Source organism: Adhaeribacter aquaticus DSM 16391, from assembly GCF_000473365.1.
GTDB classification, from domain to species: domain Bacteria; phylum Bacteroidota; class Bacteroidia; order Cytophagales; family Hymenobacteraceae; genus Adhaeribacter; species Adhaeribacter aquaticus.
Window position 1 is genome coordinate 829501 of the sequence record NZ_KI421517.1, and the last position, 26546, is coordinate 856046.

The following is a 26546-nucleotide window of genomic DNA, read 5'->3' on the forward strand; positions in this document are numbered from 1 at the left end:
TTTTTAACAGTACCTGCCAATTCAGACGCATGGAAATCAAAAATTATCCAAAATTAGTTTGCTTACTTGTTTGCCTGTTTTTTGCCCATTACCAAAGCAAAAGCCAGTCTGCCGCTTTAGCACTTACCCCTGTATCGCTAAATGATTTATCAGCTTTTAAGCCAGTAACCAATAACTGGAAATTAGTCAGTGATGTATTTTTTGACCCTATTAAAGGAGGTGCTGCCAAAACAACTTCCGGTACCGGAATATTGGTAAATACGCCATCTAAAAATGCTGAAGGCCATTTATTGACTACCATGGAACACGGCGACCTGGAACTGGAGCTGGATTTTATGATGGCTAAAGGTTCTAATGCCGGTGTTTATTTACAAGGCCGTTACGAAATACAAATGTTTGACTCCTGGGGTGTAAAAGATCCAAAATCTTCGGATGCAGGTGGTATTTACGAACGTTGGGACGAGAGCAGACCAGAAGGCCGCAAAGGCTACGAAGGTCATCCGCCAGCCCAGAATGTAAGTAAGGCTCCTGGTTTATGGCAACATTTCCGGATTGTATTTCGGGCTCCCCGTTTTAATGCGCAGGGCCAGAAAACGGAAAATGCCCGTTTTATTGAGGTAGTGCAAAATGGAGTTACTATTCATAAAAATGTAGAAGTAACTGGCCCAACTCGTGCCGCTGCTTTTCAAGACGAAAAACCATTAGGACCTTTAATGATTCAGGGCGATCATGGTTCGGTGGCTATCCGTAACATCAAATACAAAGCCTATGGCACGGAACTGGTAACGTTAAGCAACTTAAAATTATCGGCTTTTGACGGCACCTTTAAATCAGTTGCGGAATTTGATTCCAAAACACCTAAAACCGTAATGGATCTGGATGTGTTAGCTCACCTGGCTCCTGCTACCCGTGATAATTTCGCTGGAAAAATTACCGGCACCATTCATGTTCCTACTTCAGGCCAATATTATTTTAACCTGAACCTGGCCTGGATCCCGAATGAAGTTAACCCGGAAAGATTAAACGGTACTGGCGAGTTATCTGTTAATGGCAATAAAGTTTTAACGGTTGATCCAGGTAAAGGCTCCTCGGCCGAAGCTACCGTAAACCTACAAGCCGGTGACTACCCTATTACACTTTCGTATTATAAAAACTATGGATTCTGGTACGCCCGCAGTAATGATATTACGTTGTCAGTTGCTGGTCCGGGTGTAGCTTACCGCAGTTTAAATACGCCTGTTAGAGCTGCCGATCCAGTTGGCCCAATTACAGTAAGTGTAGAAAACGAACCTGTAATGCAAAGAGGCTTCGTAAACCACGGCGATACCAAAAGAACCCACGTAATTTCAGTAGGTGAGCCGGGAGGTGCCAGTTATACGGTTGATTTACACGCCGGCGAATTTTTACAAATCTGGCGGGGCAATTTTCTGGAAACAACTCAGATGTGGCACGGTCGCGGTGAAAGCCAGTTAGCTGTTCCGCAAGGCTCCGTTATTCAATTTCCGGCTAAGCCTTCCCTTACCTTTCTTACCAATCAGAAAACAGCTTGGCCAGATTCGAATGCAGCCTTCTCCTATTTAGGTTATGATGTTACTAAAGCTGGCCGACCAATATTTAAATATGCTTTAGGAGCCGCCAGTGTACGCGAAACCATAGAACCAGAAGATGGAGGCAAAAAATTAGCCCATTCCTTTACCGTTATGCCGGGCCAGGAAACCAAAGAAATCTGGTGCCTGGTAGCCTCCGGTGATAATATTACCAAACTGCCTAATGGTCTTTATGCCGTTAATGATAAACAATACTTTATAGAGTTAGCGGGTAAAGAGAAGCCTGTTATCCGGACCAATGCTCAAAACAAAACAGAAATGCTGTTGCCGGTTAAAGTAAAAAATAACATGGGCATGGTTAAATATGCGATTGTTTGGTAAGAGAGAAATTATTGGAAGTACAACATCATGAAAGTTAAAAATACAATTAACAATATAGCCAAAGCAGCCCTAGTAGCTGCCGGTATTTTATTCTCAAATAATACAGCTGTTTGGGCGCAGGCCAAAACGCCGGCCAGCGGCAGCAAGCAACCTGCTCCTGCCCCTAAAGGATTATCCAAGCCCGAAGCACTACCCGAAAAAGAAGACGATTTTTACCGGCTGATTTCTTTACCAGTTCCGGAAAATATTATTCTGGAAGTTGGCGGTATGACTACTTTACCTGATGGTAGTTTAGCTATCTGTACCCGCCGGGGTGAAGTTTGGCTGGTATCAAACCCAAATATTTCCGGCACAGACCGGCCAACCTTTAAGAAGTTTGCCACCGGTTTACACGAACCATTAGGGTTAGCTTATAAAGACGGTGATATTTATGTAACTCAGCGGAGCGAGCTTACCCGCCTGCGCGATATGGATGGCGATGGTATTGCTGATTCTTATGATAAAATTTATTCCTGGCCATTAACCGGTAATTACCACGAATATTCTTATGGCCCAACTTTCCTGCCGAACGGTAATATGCTGGTTACTTTAAACCTTGGCTGGAGCAACAGCTTAGGCCATGGAGTAAGTTTAGCGCCGTGGCGGGGCTGGACGTTAGAGATCACCCCGGACGGCCAAATGATTCCGCATGCTGCTGGTATGCGATCACCAGCGGGTTACGGCTTTAACTCCGCCGGTGATTTCTTCTACACCGAAAATCAAGGCGACTGGGTTGGTTCCGGTCGGATTTCGCACGTAGAAAAAGGTGATTTCCTAGGCAATGCTGAAAGCTTAAAATGGACTGATTTACCAGGTTCTCCTCTAAAAATTAAACCACAGGATGTACCTAACACTGGAGAGCCATTGTTTGATGTTTCTAAACGGTTTAAAGAATTAAAACCACCAGCTATTTGGTTGCCGCACGGTATTTTAGGTATTTCAACTTCTGGTTTACTGAACGATAATACCAGTGGTAAATTTGGCCCCTTTGCCAACCAATTATTTATCGGTGACCAGGGCCAGAGCAAACTGATGCGGGTAGACCTGGAGAAAGTTAATGGTGAGTACCAGGGTGTGGTGTTCCCATTCCGCGAAGGCTTCTCGTCTGGTATTTTGCGAATGGTATGGGGCAACGATGCGTCAATGTTTGTAGGTATGACCAGCCGGGGATGGTCATCTACCGGTAAAGAATTATTCAGTTTACAACGCGTTGTCTGGACTGGTCGTACCCCATTCGAAATGAAAACCATTCATGCTATGCCAGATGGTTTCGAAATTGAATTTACTGAACCGGTTGACCGGAAAACAGCCTCCGATCCGGCATCTTATAAAGTAACGGGTTTTAACTATAAGTATCATGCTACTTACGGTAGCCCGGTTATCAACAATGCTCCTTGCCCAATCCGGGGTATAGTGGTGTCTGAAGATGGCATGAAAGCCCGGTTGGTAGTAGATGCCTTACGCCAGGGGTATATCCACGAGATTAACACCGATGGCGTACGGGCAGCGAGTGGCCGGCCTTTACTGCACAATGTTGGTTATTATACCTTAAATAATATACCGCAAGGAGCTAAATTGAACATTGCCAGTGCAGCCCCGGCGCACAATCATGCCGCCATGATGGCTGGTACTAAAAAGGCAAAAACAGCAGCAACACCAGCGGCAGCCAAACCAGCAGCCACAACAAAAACAGCTACTACTGCTGCGGCCCCTAAGACGGCGAAACGCCAGACTGAAATGCCAGCCACCTGGAATGGAGATGCTGATTTTACTATTAACATGGGCACCAAACCTGGCTTAAAGTTTGATCCGGCTCAATTTCAGGTAAAAGCCGGCAGCAAAATAAAAGTTGTATTTATGAACGACGACGATATGTTGCACAACTTTGTAGTAGTTTTACCAGGCACGGCCATTGAAGTGGGTACATTAGCTATGAAGTTAGGATTGGAAGGACAACAAAAAGATTATATTCCGAGCACGGATAAAGTATTGTATCATACCAGCCTGTTACAACCTAATACTACCGAAACGATTTATTTTATAGCTCCGGAAAAACCAGGCAATTATACTTATGAATGTTCGGTGCCAGGTCACTTTTATGTAATGCAGGGCACTATGAAAGTAGTGAAGTAACTATCAAAACTTCAAATTAGAATTAGCCTCCGGTGGAAATTAATCATTCTGCCGGAGGCTAATTTTTTACAGGAAATTCTATTTCTGTTGCATCGTATACAAGGACAAATAATTCCTATATTTAAAGCCAAAACAATTATTTACCTGTCAAATGCAAGCACTTTACTCCTTTCTTTTACTTTTGGCTCTTACCTGCCTTAGCCAGCAATCTTTTTCAGCTACCATTGATACATTAACTATTGAAAGTCCCAGCATGCATAAAAGTATTAAAGCGGGCATAGTTATTCCACAATCCTACACCAAATCCAAAACTAACTATCCGGTTCTTTATTTAATGCATGGTTTTAGCGGCACCTTTCGGTCATGGCTTACTAAAACAACCGACAAACAACAGCTCCGCAAACTAGCCGATCAATATAATATAATAATTGTAACACCTGATGGCGGTTATGCCAGCTGGTACATGGATAGTCCCATAAACCAGGAAAGCCAGTTTGAGACTTTCTTTACAAAAGAACTTATTACTAAAATTGATGGCAGCTACCGGACCATCCGCAACCGGAACGGCCGGGTTATTTCAGGCTTAAGCATGGGCGGACACGGTGCTTTGTATTTAGCGACCCACCACCCGGAACTGTACTGTGCGGCCACCAGCATGAGCGGAGCCGTAGATATTTCTGATATAGTATCTAAAGATACAGAACCCCACTTTTCCGCTATCCTGGGCTCACGCGAAGCAAACGCAGCTTTATACCAGGAACATTCAGTAGTATTTATGGTTGATAAAATGCGAAACAATAATGTAAAAATGCTGATCGAATGTGGAACAGAAGATTTCCTGATTGACAGTAATCGGGAGCTGCATCGTCGGCTGTTGTATGGGAAAATTCCGCATGAATACCTAGAGCGCCCGGGAGCCCATACCTGGCCTTATTGGAGCGAGTCCCTGCCCTACCACATGCTATTCTTCCAGAGAACTTTTCAGGAAAATGGCACTTTTTCTACTGCTTCCGTTAAGTAACAAATAAATTATCAAGAATTTACAAGAGATATATAGGTATCGGTTTCTTTTAGAACTATTCATCTTTGACCAGATTCTATCATAAATTAATCAGGGACCATAAAACAAAAACAACAAAATTTACCGCTATGCTATCACAAGGCCTCCGGACAGTTATTTATCATGTACCTGATTTAGCAAAAGCCAAAGCCTGGTATAGTGCTGCTTTTGGAGTACTACCGTATTTTGATGAACCATTTTATGTTGGTTTTAATATAAATGGTTATGAATTAGGTCTTGATCCGGATATGACAGCGGTGCAGCCCGGAAGTAATGTAGAAGCATATTGGGCAGTACAAAATGCGGATGCTGCTTTTAAAAGCTTATTGGAAAAAGGGGCTACTATATTTAAAGAAGTACAGGAAGTAGGCCAGAGTATTTACGTAGGTATGGTAAAAGATCCTTTTGGCAACACCATTGGTATAATAGAAAACGGCCATTTCCAGTCTGATAAGAACAGTTTATCGGCTAAATTATAACCATTTTATATTATGGGAAAGCTATTTTCTTCCCATTACTATTTTTGTAGATTTTTATATAAAGTAATTGCTTTTTCAACATTCACAGCACCTCTTTTTCTTGAAATTAAATATGAAAATCATTTAGCTCGAATTATTCAAAATAGCGGCTAAAACTAAACATATTAATAGGTCCTATCCGTAAGAACAGAAACAATCTTTAAAACAGAGGACCGATGAAAAGAAATAAATTTTATTTAAGCAATAGTTCTGGTGGTGGCGGCGGTTATGAATCTGGTAACCGGGTTTATCCGGATGACGAAACTAAACATCCTTTGAAGGGTAGTGAAGAAACCGGCGATAATGATGCCGGACCAGGCAGTGGCGCCGGAAATGCAGGAAACGCAGCTAAAGCAGGTGGTCTGGGTGGCGGCAATACCGGCGGCATGGAAGGTTCTCATTTGGTTGGGGGCTTTGAAGGCGACGGACCAGAGAAAGAAAAAGAATAATGTTTCTACCCGGAAAAGCAGGTTAGTTAAACCTGCTTTTCTGTTATATGGTGGATCTCCGCAAAGCAAAGAGATACTTTTACTTACTATGGCAGAAGTAATTATACAATGCAAGTACTATAGGCATGAATAATTAGCCTTACCCTCCTTTCTCTAAAATTTTACCTATTTTCACTAACGATGTTGTTTACCCTCCGCTATCCTTCCTTCAGGCTATAATTACTTTACTAATCAGAAAGTGGATTCAAATCATTTCGTTTATAGTCTAAAAGCTACTCCTAATGTCAAAATTTAATTAATCATTTATTAACTCAGTGCTAATTTCCAGATAATATCAAGTTTTTAATTTCGCCGGTAGAAAAGCACCAACCATGAAAAATTTTATGGTAAAGTTAATACTATCATTCTTATGCTATTTGCCGGCCATTGCGCTTCAGGTTTAAACAACACAGGCATTTATTTTAGAGGTTGAAGTGGATGAGGCAAAGATTTAATTATCGGGCGATTATAAATATCAAAAACGATTTATTGGTTTTATATCCACTACTAAAGCTAACAAGTAGTTTATTTTCATACTACACCCTCTGGACAGCATGTAAACCCGAATGCAGGTATATTATTCTTCCAGCAAGCCTAAGCAGATTCAGTAAGGCGTACGTTACTTATTCTAAACTAAAACACTACAGGATAAATGCATTTGTTCAATCTAATGTGCTTACCTTTTTATTTATAAAATATTTTAATTTTTTAAATCACACGCAACCTAAAGTAAGTAATGAGAAAAGTATTAATACTTGTTTTGTTTCAAATGACCTTGTCAATCCTGAATGGTTTCGGCCAAAGTAACGAGGGACCATCTGTTTACCTCACCAACTATACTTTTTCGGATAAGCAACCTGATGTAGGTTATATTAAAATAAAGTCAGCCAAAAATACGCCCATAAAAGGAGTAAGTATTGGCGGCAAGCATGCCAAAGTGTTCCGGGTAAGTAAAGACAATAAACTCACCTTAAGGAAAGAAGCCATTACTCCTGGTTTAAATTGGGTAGATGTAGTCCTTACCGTTAAAACCACTGACGGCGACCTAAAAAACAACTTCAGAATTGTAAGGGATCAGTTTATCCGGAATAAAGTTGTTGCGCATCGGGGAGCCTGGAAAAATACTGGCGCTACCGAAAACTCTATTGCGGCCCTGAAACACGCCATTGATTTAGGTTGCGAAGGGAGCGAATTTGATGTCCACATGTCTGCCGATTCGGTATTATATATTAATCATGATCCGCATATTCAGGATGTGTCAATTGCTAAATCTACTTCCAATGTTTTAGCTGCAGTTAAATTAGGTAACGGAGAGGCTTTACCAACGCTGGAGAGTTATTTAAAGACTGGCACCGGTCAAAATAAAACAAAGCTTATTCTGGAGTTAAAACCGTCAGAACTGGGAAAAGAAAGCTCTATTGCTGTAGCGCACAAAGCTGTAAAAATGGTTGAAGACCTGCAGGCGCAAGCGTGGGTGGATTACATTAGTTTTGATTATGAGGTCTGCAAAGAAATAATGAAGATTGCACCCTACGCAAAAGTAGCTTACTTGAAAGGAGATAAAGTGCCGGCAGAATTGGCCCAGCAAAACTTATTTGGGCTGGATTACCATTTTAGCATATTACAGAAAAACCCGGACTGGATTAAGGATGCGCAGCAAAGAAAACTAACAGTAAACGTCTGGACGGTTAATGACCAACCCGTTATGGAAAACCTTCTGAAAGAAAATGTGGATTTTATTACAACTAACGAACCGGAGCTTCTGTTAAATTTAATTTCAGCTAAGTAATAAGCTGTTACTTTCAAACTCAGCAAAAATAAAACAGGTAAAATAAAAAGCAGGCTCCTGAGGCCTGCTTTTTAATTTACCTGTTTTGATAGGATTAATAATTCAACTTCTTCAGGTAATTAATATTATGTTTTACGCTATCCATCGGGTCGCCAGCATATTCTTCCTGTTCTACAAAGAAGTGTTTCATACCTGATTTCTTAGCCGCCTGGAATAGCTCCACAAAATTAATCCGGCCATTGCCAAATTCAGTGCTCTCTTCTTTTTCCTTTTTCATGTCTTTCAGGTGCCACAGCGGAAAACGGTTTGGATATTTCTGGAAATACCGCATCGGGTCATTACCTGTTACAATAGCCCAACCTAAATCCATTTCCATTTTCACTAAGTCCGGATCGGTTTCATCCAATAAAATATCATATAATATTTTCCCATCAACTTTATCAAATTCGTACTCGTGGTTATGGTACCCAAAAATTAAATTTGCCTTTTTACAAGCCTCCGCAGCTTTATTAAAAGTTTCAGCTACTTGCTGGTAATTACTTATAGTTTGTCCCCGGCTCGGCAGCGAAGAGCAAATTAAGTAGGTTTGCCCGGCTTCAGCCGCTTCATCTACAGTTTTTTGCCAGTTCTCATTTACGTGTACGTGGCCACTGCGTAAAATAAGACCTAAATCTTTCGTTACTTTCTTCATCTCTGCACCCGTAAAACCATAGTAGTGGCCTTTTTCGCTCCGGGCCGACTCAATTTCTTTATAGCCCATTTTGGCTAAAGCCTTTAATGTTCCTCTGGCATCGGCCAGCATTTCTTTACGCACTGTATATAACTGAATACCTACGTTTTTTACTTTTGCTGCCTCACTAATAGTAGGCAATAACAAGGTTCCTAAAGCAAAAGCGCCCGAGGTTTTTAAGAAGACTCTTCTGGATGTCATATGAGTAGTTTTAAGAATTTCTAATGGCTTGGAATAAAATTAAGTTTGTAAAAATATTAAATTAATATGGTTCATTCTGCATTTATTGTTCCGGCAATAGCTTTCTTTGCTAAGGACCAAATAGTTATTTCCTGATACTATTTATAAAACAATAGCAAAAACTTAACCTATTTTTAGCTAGCACTTCCGGACCAAAGAATTATTAAATATTTTAACAAAATTTGTCTGTTTTTACAGGAAATAGTCCTCAGTAGAGCTTATTGAAAGATGTTTATAAATTAGGAAAACAAACCGCCACAAAATTTATTAATAAAAACAAATGACATCAACTTCTTCTTTTCAGCCCATAACGGTAGGTATAGCCTCTTATGGTATGTCTGGTATGGTTTTTCATGCCCCTTTTATTTCGAGTAACCCCAAGTTTAAACTTAGAAAAATTGTTCAGCGGTCTGGTAATACAGCTCAGGAACGCTACCCGGATGCAACCATAGTAAGAAGTTATGAGGAGCTGTTACAAGATGAATCACTGGAGCTTATCATAGTAAATGTACCCAATTCGCTCCACCTATCTATGACCCGCCAGGCTTTGGAAGCCGGCAAACATGTAATAGTAGAAAAACCTTTTACCGTTACCAGCGAGGAGGCTCAAACGCTTATTGAAGTAGCTAAAGCCAATAACAGATTATTGAGTGTTTACCAGAACCGCCGTTGGGATGGTGATTTCATGACAGTACAGCAAGTGGTTCAGAATGAGTTATTGGGTAAACTGGTAGATTATGAAGCTCACTATGACCGCTACCGCAACTATATTGAACCAAATACCTGGAAAGAAGCAGCAGCTCCTGGCACTGGCATTTTATATAACCTAGGATCCCATATGATTGATCAGGCCCTGGTATTATTTGGCAAACCAAATGCCATTACGGCCGAGATTGGTATCCAACGCGAAGGTGGCCAGGTAGATGATTACTACCACCTGACTTTACATTATTTAGGATTAAGAGTTACGTTAAAATCAAGCTATTTAGTTCGGGAACAAGGGCCTCGTTACATTTTACATGGCACAGAAGGATCTTTCTTAAAATATGGTTTAGACCCACAGGAGGAGAATTTGAAAGTTGGTGTTTTACCAACCTCAGCCAACTGGGGCATGGAAACAGAAGAAACCTGGGGGCATTTAAATACGCAGTTAGATGGCTTACATGTAAAAACCAGAATAGAAACCTTGCCCGGAAACTACCGGTTATATTATGATAATATTTATGAGGCTATACGGGAAGACAAAGAACTACAGGTTAAGCCAGAGCAATCCTTATTAGGAATCCAGATCATTGAGGCGGCCCTGCAAAGCAACGCAGAAAGACGAACTGTTACTATCAAGTAAAATAAAAGGGCCGATATTTTCGGCCCTCTTATTAATGATTATTTTGGGTAATTAGCTTTTTTTAGCAGCTGGCTTCGCACCTGGTTTAGCAGCAGGCTTGGCCGGAGCAGCAGTAGGCGCTAAAGAAAGAATGTATTTTACCATTTCAGAAGCATCGGCTTTAGAAAGTTGTGGGTGCGGAGACATTGGAATCTCGCCCCAGTTACCAGCGCCACCTTGAATAACTTTGTCAGTCAGCATAGCTAAGGCATTTTTATCACCTTTGTATTTCTGAGCAATTTCTTTAAAAGCAGGGCCTACAATTTTAGTATCCAAAGTATGGCAAGCCATACAATCGCTTTTCTCCATTAATGCTTTACCTTTTAAGGCACCGGATGCCTGGCTTGGCTCAACCACAGCCACATTTTCAGACTTACTGGTAAAAGCAAACGACCCTAATACAATCGCCATCACACCAGCTGCCTTAAAACAATTTGTGAAACTCCTTCTCATTGATTTGTTTGATGTTTACTAAATTAAAAATATTTTTTCTGCTTCTGGTTTACTTACTAAATATCACTTGGTAAGCTGGCTAAACCTTTGCAACGAAAATAAACCAAGAATTGTGCCTTATTTATTTTTCGGGTGCAGAATTAATTAAGATTCTGCTAAAATACAAATAAACTTTTAATATTATTAGCCTACCTTAAACTATTACCTATTCAAAACTAAGTGCTTAACCCTTTAGGCAAAACTTGTAATAAATTATTCTGACCTGGGATTTAACAGGTGCAGTAAATAATGACTGCTTTTTTGTAGAGCTAAAACTGTTACACATAATACCATTCCAGGAAAAAACACCAACCACCATGCCATAAAGTTCATCCGGACACCAACAATAGCCCGACCCCAACTGGGTACATCTGCCGGAATGCCTATTCCCAGGAAAGAAAGCGTAGCCTCTAAGCCAATTAAGTTTATGAGACCAAAGGTAAAGGCAACTACAATGGGCGTAAGCACATTCGGAAATGCATGTTTTACTAAAATTCTGCGGTTAGAAAAACCCAGTGATTTTGCTGCTTCTATGTAAGGCAAGGCTTTAATTTTTATCATCTCGCCCCGCATCAGCCTAGCTATAGCTGGCCAATAAGTTAGGGCCGACAGCAATACTATATTCCCTAAGGATGGAGTTACAAAAGCCGCTAAGCATAATACCAAAAGCAACCGGGGCACGCTTTGTACCAGCTCAACTGTTTTCATCACCAAGGTATCTACTGGCAGAAAAATACGTTTTTGAAAAGCGTGTATAAATAAGAAGAGTTTTAGCAGCAGGAAGTAAAGGATTAACGAAAATAATCCAGCAAGTATATGCAAAACAAATAAATCAGCTTGTGTATAAAAGGCAAGCCAACCTATTATACAAAAACCAAAATATAAATATACGCCTAAAGCAATTATTACTGACGGGAAAAAGGCGATGGAAAGCTTAAACTCCTGGTCGCCAAAGTACCCTGCCACCCCACCAAAAAAAACTCCAACTAAGGTGGCTAATACCATAGCAGGCACACTTACTAACATGGCTGTTCGGGCACCAAACACAATATTAGCTAATAAATCGCGCCCTAATTGATCTGTACCAAGCCAATGAACCTTATTAAGTGGATTTGTTGATTCCCATTGAAAAGGCGGTTGGTAAACCCGATCTAAATCTATATCGTTGGGTGAAAAGTTTAGCGGCAGCCAGTTAGCGCCTATTGCAAAAAGGGCAAACAGGCTTAAATAAAGCAAGGCCAATTTGCTTTGCCAGTTAGGGATTAAAAATTTATTTATTAATGGAGAAGGCAATACTTTAAGGTTTTATCCTGGTTCGGGGATCAGCTGAAAAATAAAGGAAATCGGTTAATAAATGGGAGCCAACTTTTAATGTGGCCGCAAATAGTACCAACCCAAGCACAACCGGGTAATCACGTGCTAAAACCGATTCTGCTAACAATCGCCCCGTACCGGGTATGGCAAATATTACTTCTATAACCAAAGCTCCACTAATTAAACTGGGCAAGTATCCGGTAAATAAAGTAATTAAGGGTAGTAAAGCATTTCTGAAAACGTGTCTGCGTAATACCAAATTATTAGGCAAGCCTTTGGCTCGGGCGGTGGTAATGAATTCGGCCTGCATTACTTCCTGTAGTTTTTGGTAAAGCTGAACAGTAACATAGGGCAGGCCAGCTAAGATTAAACAAATGCCTGGCAACACCAGGTGCGGTACCTGCTCCAAAAATTTACCCCACCAACCTTGGGCAGCTCCCATACCTGAACTTAACCCAAATAATGGAAATATATGCAGGTATCCAGAACCGGCTAAAAAAATTAAAAGCAGGAAAGCCACAATGAAAAGTGGAATACTATCTAACACATATAAAAAAGATAAAACGCAAGCCTGCCACCGCGACTTTTTATTTCTGGTTAAGACTAAACTTAGTTCTACCGCTAAAGCAAAAATCAGAAGCAGGCATCCTAGCAATAAAATTAAGGTGTTGCTAATAGCACGGCATATTATTTTGGTAACCGGCTGCCCGTCCCGGTATGAATTGCCTAATTCTCCTCTAACAAAATTTCCCAGCCAGCTGTTGTATTGGTTTTCTGAACCATGCCACTTAATTACCGGAATTAAATTGTTAATTGGCTGCGCCTCCTGTTCTAACCTTGCAAAATTGTTCCTGACCAGCAGATAGTGTGTTCTTAAAATAAGAGAGCCAGGAGCTTGCATCTGCCGCTTTTCTATTTTATTTAGTAGTTGGGTAATTTTTTGAGGATCTGTTTCAGTGAATAAGACCTGGGTTTGCTTTTGAAGAAGGAGAACATTTGTACCCAATACCTGCTGCTCCCATTTTAGTAAACTTTTATAATAAGCTGCTATGGCGGGCCAATTACCATATTGGTAAATTAACTTCTGCAAAAACACCTGATGCCGCACTGGAAATACCTTAGCTAACGTATCAGGTTCTGCTTTAGAATATATAGAAAAATAAAATAGAGGTTTATCTGCACCAGTTGTTTTTAAAGATTGCAAGTAATCAGCGTGACTTTGTATTACCTGGTTACCTGTTGAAATTGTTCCTTCTGTTTGCTGTAGTAAATCTTTATAATTACCTGGCACAACTTTACTTAAAACAAAAATTACAGAACCAATTACCCAAATAGTTGGTGCAGCCAGCAATAATCTTTTACCAAAGTAAGCCCACATAAAAAGTTAATCTTCTTTAAGCGTAAATGAGCTTACATCATAGCCAGGTTTAATAGCCGATACTTTTAAATTGGTAAACCTTTTATGTATAGCTAACCGATCGGTGTTAAAGTACAGGAAAATAAGGGCACTTTGTTCGTGTAAAATCTCTTGCAGGCGTTTCAGCGCATTAACTTTTGTTTGGTTATCTTGGGCATCATTAATTTCACCTATCAGCCTATCACTTTCTGGCGTACCAAATCCGGTATAGTTGCCCCCTCCTTCTGCTGCGCTTTGGGTATGAAAGATAGGCTTAAAATTATAAACAAACGGATTACCAGAAAGGTATCGGATAAAAACCTCGAAGGAATGGTCTTTTAAATTTTTTGTTAACAGTAAGCCTTCCAGCGGCTGAATGGTAATTGGGATATTTATTTTAGCCGCCTCCTGCTGAAAGATCAGTGCAATGTTTTCAAATTCAGTATTACCGGCCTTGTAGTTCAGGTTAATAGTAAGAACCTCTGCTTTGCCGTTGATATTTTTCTGCCACCTATCAGGAAGTTTTACCCACCCCGCTACTTGCAGCAAACGCATTACTTCCTGTAAGCTATAAGCGTAAGGCTGAATTTGGGAATTATAAAATTGTTTATCGGTGGGGATGACCGGGCCAACAGTTTGAATGGCGTACCCCTTTTGTGTAGCTTGGATTATCTTTTTAACGTCTAAAAGATGTGCTAAGGCCTGACGGGTAGCCGCATCTGCAAACTTTGGTAAACGGCTATTAATGCCCAGGTAAGTAAATTCGTAGGTTGCAGGCGTAAAAAGATTATAGGATTGTTTAAAATTTTGATCTGCCTGAAGTTGTTGAAAGGCATTGACTGGAATGCCAGAAAAGACATCTAATTGCTGGTTTCTGAGAGCAAGAATTGCAGTGCCATTATCTGGTACTACCTGAAAAATAATCCTTTCGGGCTGGGCGGTTATATGTTGGTGGTTTTGATTTATTTTTTCGCCCCACCAGTTACTTTTTTTCCTAAGTCGTACAAACTGACCGGTTTGCCATTCCTCTATTTCATAACCCCCGCTACCTTTTAAGAACGCTTTGTTCCTGGTAAACTGGTCGCTATTAAACCATTGGGCAAATTCCTGTATCTTAGGGTTATTACTTATATGTTCAGCTTTCTTTTGAATATCGCTTAAAGAAAACTGCTTTAATATATTTTTTGGGTCTACCAGATGTGCTGGCAGTATAAAAAAATCACCTGCTAAAAACTCATTCTCTGGTGTCAGCTCGTCTGTAATCAAAGTAAATTCCTTTGCATCACTGGCACTGAGCTGTATATCTGTAATAAATTCAAAAGCTAACTTTTGTCGCTCATTTTGCACCAAAGGGCAATTTAGCACCTTCAGGGTTAATGCGACATCTGCCCCTGTAACTGGCTTTTGGTCACTCCAAACGGCTTCTTCCCTGATTTGGAAAGTAAGTTTAACTTTATTCCCTTCCTTAGTGATTATGGGCTTACCTGTGGCTAAGGCAGGCTTTACCTGACCATCAGCCAAATCAGCCATCATTAAACTCTGGAAGAGTAAATTTAAAATTTGCAGGGCGGCTGCATTATTATAATTTACTGTACTTAAGTTTTCCGGATCCTGAGAGATTCTAATTTGAACCTGGTTTGTATTCGCTGGCTTTTTGCAGGCCAGCAACAACCCAAATATCAAGAATAGGAGCTTAGGGTACTTGCTCATGCTTACATTTTAAATAAACAAAGTAAGCACGATTTTTTTAATTAACTATTCCCCGAAGAGCAACAATTAATTATTGTCATCCCAAGAACCAGCACCACCACGGCTATCTGTAGGTGCAGAAGAGCTAAGATTTAATACTTGTGTATTCCGAATTGGAGCAACTTTAGTAAAGCTTGCACGAGAAGATGCAATTTTGTTTGGCACTACTGCATTTTGAGAATTTACGAAAAAAGAAAGGTTTAAAAGAGTAGTGAAGAATAACTGGAACATGGCCTTTATCTTTTATGGTTAATGACTTATTTTCTGCGTTTTATTAAGACAAAGTTGGCATAAGAAACGCAACCAAAAAAGGAAAAAGTGCCTAAAAAAATAACAATAACATTCCTAAGTTAGCTTATAAAAAATCTAACCAGGAATATTAAAAAAGTACCTAAATATTAAATAATTAAATAATCAAAAATTATATATTCTGTTAACTATTGGTTTTTGTAACATTTAAGATATTTTACTACCTTACAAAAGTGAAAAAAAGCCTTTTAAAAGAAAAGTAAATAATTAGGCAAAACGTAACATGTACTTTTCTTATGTATTTTGTTTAGTTTTAACTATTAAATCTGCTTAAAAAGTAAAACTGGGGCTATTTGAGGAATGGAAGACTTGCAAAAATTAGTTAGGATTGTAACAAATAAACATCCTAAAAACGCTCCTTTACTAGACCTTAAAGGCAAAAGTCTAGGCAAGGAAGCAAAATTATTTTTATGTATAAAAGGTGGCGCTTGTAAAGATGATGAACAGGCTGCCAAACTAATGTACAATTGCGGTGCTGACGATCCCAGGATAAAAATGCTTAAATCCCGGTTACGCAAGAAGCTATTAAACCATTTATTTTTTCTCGATTTATCAGATAATAAAGTAAAAATAGCTCACCGTTATGAACAAGAATGTTTAACATTACTTTACCAGGCAAAAACGCTGATAAATGAAGGAGAGTATAAAACCTCCCATAAATTATTATTGTCTGCCCTTAAAATTGCCACTGAAGCTGAATTTACTCATTTAATTATTAATAGTTTTGAATATTTACTACTAATTTATTCTGCAACAACATCTATAAAGGAATTTTATGCTGCAAAAGAAAGTCTAAAAATCCACCGCGAATTAGCTAACCTAGAACAAGAAGCACAGGATCTTTACTTAACTTCTAGGTTGGAAGTTAATAAATCTGTTTCTGCCAAGAAAAATCACTTACCTAAGCTTAAAGTGGCGTTAAATAGAATAGAAGAACTTTGGCATAAAACAAATTCTATCAACATTTTTAACCAATATTATACCCTTTCTATTATTTATCAGGAATTAATTGGTGATTTTGCTTCCATATTAAAATTAACTAATGCTTCTGAAGAATTGTTACAGCAGTCAAAAATTAATGTTAAACGCTTTGATGATCGTTTTAACAAATACATGAATGTATTTGCCTACTTAAGGGTAAAAGAATATACAAAGGGATTAGCTGCTGCTGAGAATTATTTATCTGCTTTTGACAGAACCACAAATAACTGGTTTGCCTTTATGGAAAACTACTACCTTATGGCCATGCATGCTGGCAAATTTGATTTGGCAGCCAAACTATATGCGGATGTACAACGGAATGGGTTATTTAAAAAAATTAGTCGCAATGCCCAGGAGCGTTGGGCCTTGTATGGTGCCTACTTGTATTTTGTAAATCCATCTGAACAAGTACTAAAACAATCCAATTATTTTAAGCTTATTTCAGCAGTGCCAGAATATAGCAAGGATAAACAAGGCTTTAACGTCGCTATTTTAATTCTCCAATACATGTACTATCTAAAGTCGCAGGATACAGATGCGTTACTATATCGGATAGAAAGCTTAAAAAAATACGCCGGGCGCCATTTAACGCACCAGTTAAGCCAGCGTAATTTGCTGTTTTTTAAATTATTGACTTTATTAGTTAAAGAAGATTTAAATTATGCTGGAGCCCGAAGAAAAGGCGCTGGTTTATTACAGAAGTTAAAAGAGACACCTATACCCGGTGATGCCTACGCTGAAATTGAAATAATACCTTATGAAGATCTTTGGGGAATTATTTTACAAATGGTAATGGAACTGGAAACGCATTAAAGCTTTGAGTAGAATATGAAAGACTTAATTTGAAACCGGCAGATTAACATCTGTTTTTACATAGGCCACCGGTTTTCCTATAATTTTATATGAGCCTTCCCCTTTTAAAATGGTAGCATATAAGCTAGCATCCCGCAGCACCCGGTTTGCTTCTTTTATAGCCAAATCTGTTTTAAAGGACGCTTCTAATCTGCCTGTCTGAAAATAATAGCGCGCAACAATTTCAGACTCCAGTAAAACTTTTATTTCCTGTTTATGCTGCACCAGGCTGGCATTTTTTGCCTCCTGTAGCTTTTGCTCTAAAGCAACAAACTCTGCTTTTATATTATCGTAACTTTTTTCCTGTAAAATAACTTTTTTAAGCTCCTGTAGTTTTTTCTCTTCTTTGGTAGCAAAATTATAATTTTTAGAAGTCAGAAATTTGAGGAAAGTCTCATACTCTGCATCACTCAGTTTAAAAGCTTTTGCTCCTTTCAAAACAGGGTGTCTTTGGCGGTATTGGGTAGCAAAATCAAAAACAAATAAATTCTCTGCTAAATACTCAGCAACATGACTACTATTTAATTCCGGAGTGGAAACATCCGGGTAAATACCACTCCCATCATAAACTGAACGGCCATGCTTTGTTTTATATTCGGCCACCAGTGAATCTGAAATTTTACTGCTTGTTCCGTCGATATCTTTATGCGAATAATCAAAAGCTTGTATGCATCGCCCGCTTGGAGTATAATACTTCGCTACTGTAAGCTTTAATAAGGCTTTAAAAGGCAGGTTAAGTGTTTGCTGCACCAATCCTTTCCCATAGGTTCGCTGCCCGATTATTGTTCCTCTATCTAAGTCCTGTATAGCTCCGGCCACTATTTCTGAAGCCGAAGCACTACTGTTATCTACCAGCACAACTAAGGGAATACGATTATCAACCGGTAACAATTCAGCTTTATAAGTAATGTTATGCTCTTTAAAGCGCCCTTTTTGCGTAGCTACTTTCTGTCCTTTATCTACAAATAGATTCACAATATTTACCGACTCCTGCACAATGCCGCCGCCATTGCCTCTTAAGTCCAGGATCAGCGATTGTATATGGTGTTTCTCTTTCAGAGTAATCAAAGCTACCTTTACTTCCCGGGCTGCTCCTTCTAAAAATTTATCTATCTTGATATAACCAGTTGTATCATTTAGTAAACCAAAATAGGTAACATTCTTAAAAGAAATTACTTCACGTGATAACTTCTTCGCCAACGGTTGGCTCTCCCCTTCCCGCCTGATCAATAGTTTGATTCCGGAACCACTTTGTCCTTTTAATAAATCTGTGCTATAGGCACTATTTTTAGCCGTTATGTTAAGGCCATTTATTCCTATTATTTCATCGCCTACCCGTATATCTGCTCTCTGAGCCGCAAAGCCTTCGTAAACTTCTGATACAATAGCCTTCCCTTCTCTATTGAATACAGAGGCGCCTATTCCGGCATACTGCTTACTCACATAGTTCATTCTAAAATCTTCTATATCTGATTCCGGAATAAATTCGGTATAAGGATCAAGAGAAGTAAGCATGGCATTAATACCTTCGCGCATAAGCATCGTAGGATTAACTTCTCTTACATAATGGTTATTAAGGTGTCGGAAAAGGGTAGTGAAGGTGTCTAAACTTTTTGCTATTTCGAAGTACCTGTCTATGAAACCAAAAGAAGTTAGCAACCCAAACACCAGCACTATACTTATACCATAGCGTTTAAGTGTCTTCCTGTTTACGTGCATAGCATTCGAGGTAAATAAATTAAGATAAGCAATATAAAAATAAATATAAATAGTTGGAGATTAAAAAGTAAAATCCACTATGTACTTCTTTAAAATCGAATCTGAGAAAAAGTGGTGACTAACATAACCCACTTAGCTTTCTGTTTAAGCAGAAGCTTGGGGTTATATCCTTTTAAATTTTAAATTAGCTTGTCTTGCGGAAAGTATATATAAGGAAAAAAAGGTATGTTTCGTAGCAATAAGAAATATTATAATGCAATTCCTAATTCGGCTATAATATCTTCGACAATACGGGAGGCATAATTTTTCCGGATGGTTAATGGCTTACCTTCAGCATATTCGTTTACGAGGCTAGAAGGTAGTATAAGATTTACCAGATTTTCGCCGTAAGTGCCAATAACCCGCTGCCTTACCGGCAACAACTTAGCTTTTCTCGATTCAGCTTCTTCTTTGGTTACTAAACCCTCCGGGCGCCGTGGCCTAACCGGACGATTAAAGGAGACACCCGTTTCTTTGGCTATTTGTTGTGCTTCCTGAATAATGCCCCGGATTAACTTAAAATGTTGATGGTCTTTTATTCTACCAATAATACCTTTCGTGTTTTGCCATTCCCGAAACTCCGAAACCGGATTTATAGCAAGCTCTACTAATACATCATTAGGTATAACCATAGCTGCCGGTTTATTTAATTCCAAGGCTAAACTTTCCCTAAATTCAAAAAGATATTTCAGAATAAACTGTTCATAATACGATAACCGATCAGCCCCTCTTAATTTAAGATACCGGTCAGCCGGATCTCTAATTTCAATTTGCTCCAGCAACCGACACTCTTCTCCTAACCACTCTTCTCTACCTAATTTTGTTATACGTTCCAGCAAAACGTCTTTAAGAGCATGCAGGTAAACAACATCATTGGCCGCATAAATTAATTGGTCCTCCGAAAGTGGCCGGGTTGTCCAGTTACTAACCTGATACGCTTTATCAATGTCTGTTTCAAATATAGCAGACATCATATTGGCAAAAGAGGTGCGTCCGTAATCCAGAACTTTAGAGGCCAATTCAGTATCCAGAATACTCTGGGGCTGGCAACCTAATTTCTTAAGCAGTAAAATATCGTTACTGGCACTATGAATAATTTTTAATATGGCAGGATTATCAATGATTTGCCAAAGAGGCTTGAGCGTTTTTAATGGAAAAGGATCAATCAGGTAACAAGTTTCTTTATCTGCAATCTGGATTAAGCATAAAGTTAACCCATAGGTGTACCGGTTATCATCAAACTCTAAATCAAGTGCCAGCTCCGTAGCATGCGATAACTTCTGGACTGCCTTTTTAAAATCTGCATCTGTGGCAATATATTTTACCTGAAATCCATTTAATTGCCCCAGTGCCTCTGCCATTAATTCGTGTAGTTGAATTGCTTAAAGTATAAAAAAAGTTATTCTGAAAGGTAAATAATACCTAACCAGAAGCAAATATAAATTTAGTTAAAAGAAAAACCAGCAGAAGCTTATGAAGCTGTAGTAAATTTAGCTTTTAAGGACATCTTCTAATACCTCCCAAACATTCTTGGCAAGTATCTTATGGCCGGCTGCCGTAGGATGAATACCATCCGGCAAATTCAATTCCCGCATGCCACCCACGCCTTCTAGTAAAAATGGCACAAAAGCCATGTTATTTTTAGTAGCAATTTGCCTGAATATAACCCGAAACTGTTCGGCATAGGTTCCTCCCATATTAGGCGGTATTTCCATTCCCAATAGTACCAGTTTGGCTTCCGGGTATTTTGCCTTTACTTTATCTACAATAATCTGCAGGTTACGTGAAGTTTCTTTTACCGGAATACCCCGTAAACCATCATTAGCTCCTAATTCCAAAACAAATACATCTACTTTTTGTCGTAAAAGCCAGTCGATGCGGTTTCTTCCACCCGCTGTTGTTTCGCCACTTAAACCGGCATTTATAACTTTATAGGGCAACTGCAGCGAATCTATTTTCTGCTGAATAAGTGCCGGGAATGCTTGTGAAGGTTCTAACCCATACCCGGCTGTAAGGCTATTACCAAAAAATAAAATAGTTTGCATAGGTTCATTTTTAAGCGCCACTTCCTCTTGCTCCACCTTACCGGCTTCTTTATTTTCTTGTTTAGCTGGTCCTTTTTCAGAATTACAGCCGGCCAGCCCTAATACGAGAAAGCTCCAAAACCATATAATATTTTTGTACATAAATCTTAAACTCTTTAATTAAAATATATTTTTGTTTAAACCGTAAGAGGCAGTTACAGGTTTAGTTATTAAAATATTTTTACCTGTTGGCAGTTAGTTCAATAACTATATGCGTCAATATTAGGCAAACAAAGTTTATTACCCAAGACAACATACCCCGTGGACAATACTATTATTCTAGATATACAAAACCTGACTAAAACCTACCAAAGCTCCGGGCGCACCCTTACCGTATTGGATAATGTAAGTTTCTCGGTTCCGGCTGGTGCCACTATTTCCATAGTAGGTCCTTCGGGTAGTGGCAAAACAACTTTATTGGGTTTATGTGCCGGCCTGGATCGGGCAAGTGCAGGCTCTGTTGCCTTAAATAATATTAAGCTGGAAAATTTAAACGAAGATCAACGGGCGCAGGTGCGTAACAGAAATGTAGGATTTATATTTCAGAATTTTCAGTTACTCCCCACGCTTACCGCCCTGGAAAATGTAATGGTACCGTTAGAGCTTCGGGGAGAAAAAAATATTAAAGACCAGGCACTGGATTTATTAGAAAAAGTTGGGTTAGCAAACCGGCACCACCACTATCCGGCCCAGCTATCGGGTGGGGAGCAGCAACGGGTGTCGCTGGCCAGAGCATTCTCTAACAAACCAAAAATATTATTTGCCGATGAACCTACTGGTAACCTGGATGCAGAAACCAGTGAAAAGGTAGAAAAATTAATTTTTGATTTAAATAAAGAAACCGGAACCACCTTGGTTTTGGTAACGCATGATCTTGAATTAGCCTCTAAAACAAAGCGCATTATACGGGTAAAGGGCGGAAAACTGGTTTCTGACGAAACTACCTAGGCTCATTTACCTGATTTTTGATATTCTAACGCAATACTACTGCATCTAAATATAAAGTAGATGAACAACGATCCTACTCTTTACTCAAGGCCGCTTAACCTTTCCTGGCTCTTTAAAATGGCCTGGCGCGATAGCCGACGAAATCGGTCGCGGCTATTTTTATTTATCTCTTCTATTATTCTGGGTATTGCCGCGCTAGTAGCCATTTATTCATTTGGTTACAACCTGAGACAGGACATAGATAACCAGGCCAAATCCTTATTAGGCGCAGATTTAGCTATTTACAGCAACCAAGCTATCAAACCGGAAGCTAAACCCTTACTAGACTCCATTGGTCCTACTAAATCAGAAGAGCGAAGTTTTGCCTCCATGGTTTACTTTATAAAGAATCAAGGTACCCGGTTGGTGCAGATTCGGGCGTTAAGCGGTGCTTATCCTTATTATGGCGGTATTGAAACAACCCCGGTTCAAGCGGCTCAAAACTTTCGCCGGCACCAAAATGCATTAGTTGATAAAACCTTGATGCTTCAGTACAACGCCCAGATAGGCGATTCTATTAAAGTAGGCGAATTAACTTTCAAAATTGCCGGTATTTTAAACAAGGCCCCTGATCAGAGTGGTCTTTCGGCCACCGTTGCTCCGGCCGTATATATTCCGCTCCAGTACCTGGACCAAACGGGATTAACTAAAAAAGGAAGCCGCATTAATTATAAATTTTATTACCAACTAGATGCCGGAACAAACATTAAAAAGCTGGTTAAGCAGCTAGATGCCCGCCTGGAACGGGAAGGCTTCTCCTACGAAACAATCGAATCAAAAAAAGAAAATACCGGAAAGTCATTTGAAGATTTAACCCGCTTTCTTACTCTGGTAGGTTTTATAGCTTTATTATTGGGTTGTATTGGGGTGGCCAGTGCCATCCATATTTACGTGCGCGAAAAATTACCCTCCATTGCGGTACTACGGTGCCTGGGCGTAAAAGCGTCTCAAACGTTTCTGATTTACCTGATACAGATATTAGGCATTGGTTTGATTGGTTCTATTATAGGTGCCGCATTGGGTACGGTCGTACAACGGGTACTCCCTATAGTTTTACAGGATTTTCTGCCCATCCAAATTACGATGGCTACTTCCTGGTATGCCATTATGCAGGGTATTGCCTTAGGTGTACTTATATCCCTGTTGTTTGCCTTGCTACCACTAGTATCAGTCCGTAATATTTCTCCTCTTAATACGTTACGCATCTCTTACGAAGAAACCAGCTCACGTCAAGATCCGCTGAAATGGGCAATTTTTGTACTAATCTTCCTATTTATATTAGGCTTCTCGTGGATACAAATGGAAACCTGGCTTCAGGCCGTATGGTTTACAGGTGGGGTGGTATTAGCCTTTCTTTTCTTAGCCGGAGTAGCGTATGCTCTAATGTGGGCTGTAAAAAAGTTTTTTCCAAGCTCATGGAGTTATCTATGGCGCCAGGGAATTGCTAACCTCCATCGGCCCAACAACCAGACTTTAATTTTAATTGTTGCCATTGGCTTAGGCACTGCCTTTATCTGTACCCTCTATTCTATCCAAAATATTCTGGTAAATCAGGTAAGCTTGTCGGCAGGTAAAAATCAACCCAATATGGTTCTTTTTGATATTCAGAGCACGCAGAAAGAACAGATAGTTGCTTTAACCCGCAAAAACCAATTACCTATCCTGCAACAAGTACCGGTAGTAACCATGCGTCTGGAGGAAATAAATGGTCGTAATGGCACCCAAATTTTACAAGATACAGCTTCAGAAATATCTAAAAGAGCCTTTACCCGCGAGTACCGCGTTACGTACCGCGACACCCTAACAGATTCAGAAAAAATTACAGCGGGCAAATGGCGAGGTACCGTAACAACTTCGTCCGATACTGTATATATCTCTTTAGATGAAGGATTTGCTCATCGTATTCATGTAAAGGTAGGCGATCAATTATTATTTAATGTACAAGGAGCTCTGATAAAAACTGTAGTAGGCAGCTTTCGCAAAATAGAATGGCGGCGGGTACAAACAAACTTTTTAGTTATTTTTCCAGCGGGTGTACTGGAAGAAGCACCCCAATTTCATGTGCTCATGACCCGGGTACCAACCAATCAGGCCTCAGCCCGTTTTCAACAAGCCTTGGTTCAAGGCTTCCCTAATATATCGGTTATCGATCTGGGCTTAATCCTGAGTACATTAGACGAAATTTTAAAGAAGATAGCTTTTATAATCCGTTTTATGGCAGGCTTTAGTATTTCTACTGGTTTGGTAGTGCTTATTGCTTCTGTTTTAATAAGTAAATACCAGCGTATTCAGGAAAGTGTATTGCTGCGGACCTTGGGTGCAAACCGCCGGCAGATTTTTGCTATTACTACCCTGGAGTATTTTTTCTTAGGTGCGTTAGCTGCTGGCACTGGCATATTAATAGCTGTTGCAGCAAGTTGGGCTCTGGCCAAATATATTTTTGAGGCTCCTTTTACTCCTTCCTGGGTACCTACCTTCGTATTATTTGGAGTAGTAACTTCCTTAACAATTATAATAGGCTTAATTAATAGCCGGGGCATCCTGAACAGGCCACCATTGGAGATATTAAGAAGTGAGGTATAACAGAATTTATTATATCTGAAGTAATAGCTTAAATTACCAAAGTATTGATTTCTGCTATTAAGTCTTCGGCGTTTAACGGTTTAGAGAGAAAGGTATTCGCGCCAAGCAACATGCATTTGGCGGCTTCACTGGTACCAGTTAAGCTGGTTATTACTATTATAGGAATATTGCTTTTAGCACCCAATTCATTACGGATATAGGAGGTAGCTTCATACCCATTCATTTCGGGCATTTCTATATCCATCAAAACCAGGTCATAATCATTTTCCTGAAGCTTTTCAACAGCTACCTTACCATTTTCAGCAATATCCAAATCAAAACCCACGCTTTCAACAACCTGTTGAATAAGAATCTGATTTAGAAAATCATCTTCAGCAAGTAAAATTTTTAACACGTTCATCAATATCTAATTACTTAAAGAGAACGAACACTTATAGTTATAATATTCCTCCAAATATACAAAGCTTGTATTACAAAATGTATAATATGTAAATAATCTCTTGTAAGATTAACTTTATACTAATCCGGCCAAACTTTTTTCTATTATACCAAACCAGATTTCAAAAGAAATTCTTTAGACATTACTTAATTACGGTGAATATTAAAATAAGGGAAAACTTCCCTGGAAGGTACGTAAGCAGCTATTAACCTTTAATAAAAAGCTTTAGCTTCCGGAAGCTAACTTGGCCAGGCGGTTTTTGGTAAATATTCCCGCTGAAATAGTTAGAAATTCTGCTTTTAATATATTTTAATATAACTTTTCACAGCAATACTCGTCCATAAAGAAACCGTGCAAAAAGGGTTAAAGCAAAATTTATCGGTTTAAGCCACTTAAAAGAAGAGGTGTTAGAATTGAGGATGTAAGGGCTATTCAGAGGAGTATTTAAAAAAATAGCAAAATCACTAACATTATTCTTCCCCCTGATTTTGCAAAAGCATCTGTTTTTATAAAAGATAAAATCTAGTTCTATAGCATTTAATAAATTTTATAATAAACGCCATAAAGCCTAAATCTCTGGAAAGGTTCTTGCTAAATAAGATTAAATCATTTTTATTTAAGGAACTTACATTTTTAGCTGATTAAAAAAAACGCTTTGGGAATAGGTTTACATAAACAAAAAAGAAATTAATTGGCTTGTTTATGCATTTTCTTTCCCAGGTAGCAGACAAAGGTTAAGCTTGATTTAGGTAAAATTCAAGTGCAGGCTTTAGGTAAGCACAATAGAACTTTGAAGCCGGGCACAGGTGTTGGTTCTACATTCGAAATTATGTTTAGCAATTAAAGGAATGTCTATTTTTAAAACTATACTCTTAATAGATGATGATGTAATAAGTAACTTTATTACTGAAAAGCTAATAATTAGGGAGGGCTTTGGGCGAAGGGTAATAACTTACCAGAATGCAGAGGATGCACTGGACTTCCTGAACCAATGCTTAAAAGCCAATGAACCATTTCCAGATTTAATTTTTCTGGATTTAAATATGCCGGGAATGGATGGCTGGGAATTTCTGGAGGAATACCGTAAGTTTCCGGAGGGCACAATTAATGCCTGTCGGTTATTTATGCTTTCTTCAGCAGTAGATGCCAAAGATATTGTGCATGCTAAAAGCCTAAATGAGGTAGAAGACTTTATTTCGAAACCGTTAACTACCGAGGATATGGTTATTATTCGGGAACGAAACTTTAATGAATGAGGAATCAGGAAACCTATAGTTTCCTGATTCCTCATTC

21 protein-coding genes are annotated in these 26546 nt (G+C 39.2%); 11 read left to right on the forward strand and 10 right to left on the reverse strand.

All coding sequences use genetic code 11. The features are described from left to right. Positions 1–29 precede the first annotated feature (29 nt). The 6 genes from ADHAQ_RS24620 (at position 30) to ADHAQ_RS0105645 (ending at position 7955) form a co-directional block, all read left to right on the forward strand. Entirely contained in the window at positions 30–1928 is a 1899-nt protein-coding gene (locus tag ADHAQ_RS24620) for a 3-keto-alpha-glucoside-1,2-lyase-like domain-containing protein (protein WP_051359731.1), read from the forward strand. A gap of 27 nt (positions 1929–1955) precedes the next feature. Then, positions 1956–4100, forward strand: a complete 2145-nt coding sequence (locus ADHAQ_RS0105625) for a plastocyanin/azurin family copper-binding protein (RefSeq protein WP_169727983.1) — start codon at positions 1956–1958, stop codon at positions 4098–4100. Positions 4101–4251: 151 nt separating this feature from the next. Further along, complete coding sequence (locus tag ADHAQ_RS0105630) at positions 4252–5121, forward strand: alpha/beta hydrolase (RefSeq protein ID WP_026462113.1); 870 nt, start codon at positions 4252–4254, stop codon at positions 5119–5121. 128 nt (positions 5122–5249) lie between these two features. Then, positions 5250–5639: a VOC family protein gene (locus ADHAQ_RS24625; RefSeq protein WP_034256607.1), complete on the forward strand. Its 390-nt coding sequence runs from the start codon at positions 5250–5252 to the stop codon at positions 5637–5639. 215 nt (positions 5640–5854) lie between these two features. Further along, complete coding sequence (locus ADHAQ_RS0105640; RefSeq protein ID WP_026462114.1) at positions 5855–6127, forward strand: hypothetical protein; 273 nt, start codon at positions 5855–5857, stop codon at positions 6125–6127. Positions 6128–6902: 775 nt separating this feature from the next. After that, positions 6903–7955, forward strand: coding sequence for a glycerophosphodiester phosphodiesterase (locus ADHAQ_RS0105645; RefSeq protein WP_026462115.1), 1053 nt, complete (start codon positions 6903–6905; stop codon positions 7953–7955). Positions 7956–8049: 94 nt separating this feature from the next. Here ADHAQ_RS0105645 and ADHAQ_RS0105650 read toward each other — a convergent pair whose 3' ends face one another. Beyond that, positions 8050–8886, reverse strand: coding sequence for a sugar phosphate isomerase/epimerase family protein (locus ADHAQ_RS0105650; protein WP_026462116.1), 837 nt, complete (start codon positions 8884–8886; stop codon positions 8050–8052). 319 nt (positions 8887–9205) lie between these two features. Between ADHAQ_RS0105650 and ADHAQ_RS0105655 the strand changes: the two genes are divergently transcribed. Further along, entirely contained in the window at positions 9206–10270 is a 1065-nt protein-coding gene (locus ADHAQ_RS0105655; RefSeq protein WP_034256609.1) for an oxidoreductase, read from the forward strand. 51 nt (positions 10271–10321) lie between these two features. Here the strand turns inward: ADHAQ_RS0105655 and ADHAQ_RS24630 are convergent, their stop codons facing one another. From ADHAQ_RS24630 to ADHAQ_RS0105680, 5 genes are all read right to left on the reverse strand, one after another. Continuing rightward, positions 10322–10762 (reverse strand): c-type cytochrome, encoded by a 441-nt coding sequence (locus tag ADHAQ_RS24630; protein ID WP_084523753.1) that lies wholly within the window; start codon positions 10760–10762, stop codon positions 10322–10324. A 252-nt stretch (positions 10763–11014) separates the two neighbouring features. Next, positions 11015–12094: an ABC transporter permease gene (locus tag ADHAQ_RS24635; RefSeq protein WP_051359733.1), complete on the reverse strand. Its 1080-nt coding sequence runs from the start codon at positions 12092–12094 to the stop codon at positions 11015–11017. Positions 12095–12098: 4 nt separating this feature from the next. Continuing rightward, a complete protein-coding gene (locus ADHAQ_RS0105670; RefSeq protein ID WP_026462118.1) occupies positions 12099–13493 on the reverse strand; it encodes an ABC transporter permease in 1395 nt (464 codons plus the stop codon). A gap of 6 nt (positions 13494–13499) precedes the next feature. Next, the gene (locus ADHAQ_RS0105675) at positions 13500–15221 is read right to left on the reverse strand and encodes an ABC transporter substrate-binding protein (RefSeq protein WP_084523755.1); all 1722 of its coding nucleotides are present in this window, start codon (positions 15219–15221) and stop codon (positions 13500–13502) included. Between the two features lie 66 nt (positions 15222–15287). Further along, a complete protein-coding gene (locus tag ADHAQ_RS0105680; protein WP_026462120.1) occupies positions 15288–15491 on the reverse strand; it encodes a hypothetical protein in 204 nt (67 codons plus the stop codon). A 378-nt stretch (positions 15492–15869) separates the two neighbouring features. Between ADHAQ_RS0105680 and ADHAQ_RS0105685 the strand changes: the two genes are divergently transcribed. Next, positions 15870–17363 (forward strand): hypothetical protein, encoded by a 1494-nt coding sequence (locus ADHAQ_RS0105685; protein WP_026462121.1) that lies wholly within the window; start codon positions 15870–15872, stop codon positions 17361–17363. A gap of 24 nt (positions 17364–17387) precedes the next feature. On the opposite strand, the gene ADHAQ_RS0105690 is transcribed toward ADHAQ_RS0105685, so the two are convergent. The 3 genes from ADHAQ_RS0105690 to ADHAQ_RS0105700 form a co-directional block, all read right to left on the reverse strand. Continuing rightward, a complete protein-coding gene (locus tag ADHAQ_RS0105690) occupies positions 17388–19121 on the reverse strand; it encodes a S41 family peptidase (RefSeq protein ID WP_026462122.1) in 1734 nt (577 codons plus the stop codon). A gap of 248 nt (positions 19122–19369) precedes the next feature. After that, positions 19370–20521 carry a ribonuclease D gene (locus ADHAQ_RS24640; protein WP_034257137.1) on the reverse strand — a complete coding sequence of 384 codons (1152 nt, stop codon included), beginning with the start codon at positions 20519–20521 and terminating at the stop codon, positions 19370–19372. A 129-nt stretch (positions 20522–20650) separates the two neighbouring features. After that, positions 20651–21346: an arylesterase gene (locus ADHAQ_RS0105700; protein WP_026462123.1), complete on the reverse strand. Its 696-nt coding sequence runs from the start codon at positions 21344–21346 to the stop codon at positions 20651–20653. 159 nt (positions 21347–21505) lie between these two features. Between ADHAQ_RS0105700 and ADHAQ_RS0105705 the strand changes: the two genes are divergently transcribed. Continuing rightward, positions 21506–22192: an ABC transporter ATP-binding protein gene (locus tag ADHAQ_RS0105705; protein ID WP_026462124.1), complete on the forward strand. Its 687-nt coding sequence runs from the start codon at positions 21506–21508 to the stop codon at positions 22190–22192. A gap of 60 nt (positions 22193–22252) precedes the next feature. Next, the gene (locus tag ADHAQ_RS0105710) at positions 22253–24814 is read left to right on the forward strand and encodes an ABC transporter permease (protein WP_026462125.1); all 2562 of its coding nucleotides are present in this window, start codon (positions 22253–22255) and stop codon (positions 24812–24814) included. Positions 24815–24842: 28 nt separating this feature from the next. On the opposite strand, the gene ADHAQ_RS0105715 is transcribed toward ADHAQ_RS0105710, so the two are convergent. Next, positions 24843–25214: a response regulator gene (locus ADHAQ_RS0105715; RefSeq protein WP_026462126.1), complete on the reverse strand. Its 372-nt coding sequence runs from the start codon at positions 25212–25214 to the stop codon at positions 24843–24845. An 887-nt stretch (positions 25215–26101) separates the two neighbouring features. On the opposite strand from ADHAQ_RS0105715, the gene ADHAQ_RS0105720 reads away from it, so the two are divergent. Continuing rightward, positions 26102–26509, forward strand: a complete 408-nt coding sequence (locus ADHAQ_RS0105720) for a response regulator (protein ID WP_084523757.1) — start codon at positions 26102–26104, stop codon at positions 26507–26509. The last annotated feature ends 37 nt before the right edge of the window (positions 26510–26546 follow it).

Coding starts and splice junctions, on each gene's coding strand:
- ADHAQ_RS0105680 (WP_026462120.1), bottom strand. CDS start 15,491: ATGTTCCAGTTATTCTTCACTACTCTTTTAAACCTTTCTTTTTTCGTA.
- ADHAQ_RS0105685 (WP_026462121.1), top strand. CDS start 15,870: ATGGAAGACTTGCAAAAATTAGTTAGGATTGTAACAAATAAACATCCT.
- ADHAQ_RS0105675 (WP_084523755.1), bottom strand. CDS start 15,221: ATGAGCAAGTACCCTAAGCTCCTATTCTTGATATTTGGGTTGTTGCTG.
- ADHAQ_RS0105710 (WP_026462125.1), top strand. CDS start 22,253: ATGAACAACGATCCTACTCTTTACTCAAGGCCGCTTAACCTTTCCTGG.
- ADHAQ_RS0105690 (WP_026462122.1), bottom strand. CDS start 19,121: ATGCACGTAAACAGGAAGACACTTAAACGCTATGGTATAAGTATAGTG.
- ADHAQ_RS24625 (WP_034256607.1), top strand. CDS start 5,250: ATGCTATCACAAGGCCTCCGGACAGTTATTTATCATGTACCTGATTTA.
- ADHAQ_RS0105645 (WP_026462115.1), top strand. CDS start 6,903: ATGAGAAAAGTATTAATACTTGTTTTGTTTCAAATGACCTTGTCAATC.
- ADHAQ_RS24640 (WP_034257137.1), bottom strand. CDS start 20,521: ATGGCAGAGGCACTGGGGCAATTAAATGGATTTCAGGTAAAATATATT.
- ADHAQ_RS0105670 (WP_026462118.1), bottom strand. CDS start 13,493: ATGTGGGCTTACTTTGGTAAAAGATTATTGCTGGCTGCACCAACTATT.
- ADHAQ_RS24630 (WP_084523753.1), bottom strand. CDS start 10,762: ATGAGAAGGAGTTTCACAAATTGTTTTAAGGCAGCTGGTGTGATGGCG.
- ADHAQ_RS0105655 (WP_034256609.1), top strand. CDS start 9,206: ATGACATCAACTTCTTCTTTTCAGCCCATAACGGTAGGTATAGCCTCT.
- ADHAQ_RS0105715 (WP_026462126.1), bottom strand. CDS start 25,214: ATGAACGTGTTAAAAATTTTACTTGCTGAAGATGATTTTCTAAATCAG.
- ADHAQ_RS0105720 (WP_084523757.1), top strand. CDS start 26,102: ATGTCTATTTTTAAAACTATACTCTTAATAGATGATGATGTAATAAGT.
- ADHAQ_RS0105640 (WP_026462114.1), top strand. CDS start 5,855: ATGAAAAGAAATAAATTTTATTTAAGCAATAGTTCTGGTGGTGGCGGC.
- ADHAQ_RS0105630 (WP_026462113.1), top strand. CDS start 4,252: ATGCAAGCACTTTACTCCTTTCTTTTACTTTTGGCTCTTACCTGCCTT.
- ADHAQ_RS24620 (WP_051359731.1), top strand. CDS start 30: ATGGAAATCAAAAATTATCCAAAATTAGTTTGCTTACTTGTTTGCCTG.
- ADHAQ_RS0105700 (WP_026462123.1), bottom strand. CDS start 21,346: ATGTACAAAAATATTATATGGTTTTGGAGCTTTCTCGTATTAGGGCTG.
- ADHAQ_RS0105625 (WP_169727983.1), top strand. CDS start 1,956: ATGAAAGTTAAAAATACAATTAACAATATAGCCAAAGCAGCCCTAGTA.
- ADHAQ_RS0105650 (WP_026462116.1), bottom strand. CDS start 8,886: ATGACATCCAGAAGAGTCTTCTTAAAAACCTCGGGCGCTTTTGCTTTA.